The organism is Brachybacterium sp. Marseille-Q7125 (genome assembly GCF_023062615.1).
GTDB lineage: Bacteria > Actinomycetota > Actinomycetes > Actinomycetales > Dermabacteraceae > Brachybacterium.
In genome coordinates this window covers 1-413 of record NZ_JALLAL010000193.1, presented here as the reverse complement: position 1 = coordinate 413, position 413 = coordinate 1, and the positions used below count along the sequence as shown (strand labels likewise).

General features: G+C 34.4%; 1 protein-coding gene. It reads right to left on the bottom strand.

Annotated elements, in window-relative coordinates:
* On the bottom strand, positions 1-375 hold a 375-nt coding region (rplD, locus tag MU407_RS14225; RefSeq protein WP_246958464.1), incomplete at its 3' end, for a 50S ribosomal protein L4.
* Positions 376-413: the final 38 nt, after the last annotated feature.

The window sequence follows — 413 nt, the reverse complement described above, 5'->3', positions numbered from 1 at the left end:
TACTATAACTTCACTATTTTGAACTTTTGAAGATAAAGCACTCTTCATAGCTAATCTTCTTACCTTCTTAGGTAATGCATATTTGTAGCTTCTTGGTTTAGGTGCAAAAGCAACTCCTCCACCTACCCATTGTACAGATCTTGTAGAACCTTGTCTTGCTCTACCTGTTCCTTTTTGTTTCCAAGGTTTTCTTCCGCCACCTCTAACTTCTGCTCTAGTTTTAGCAGATTGAGTTCCTTGTCTCTTATTTGCTAATTGATTTTTTACAACTTCGTATAAAACATGTCCATTAACTTCTACGCCAAATATAGAATCTGATAATTCTATTTCTCCAACGTTTTGTCCACTAACATTTAGTACATTTAATTTTGGCATTGTTATTCCTCCTTTCTCTAGGTTAGTCATTATTTAGA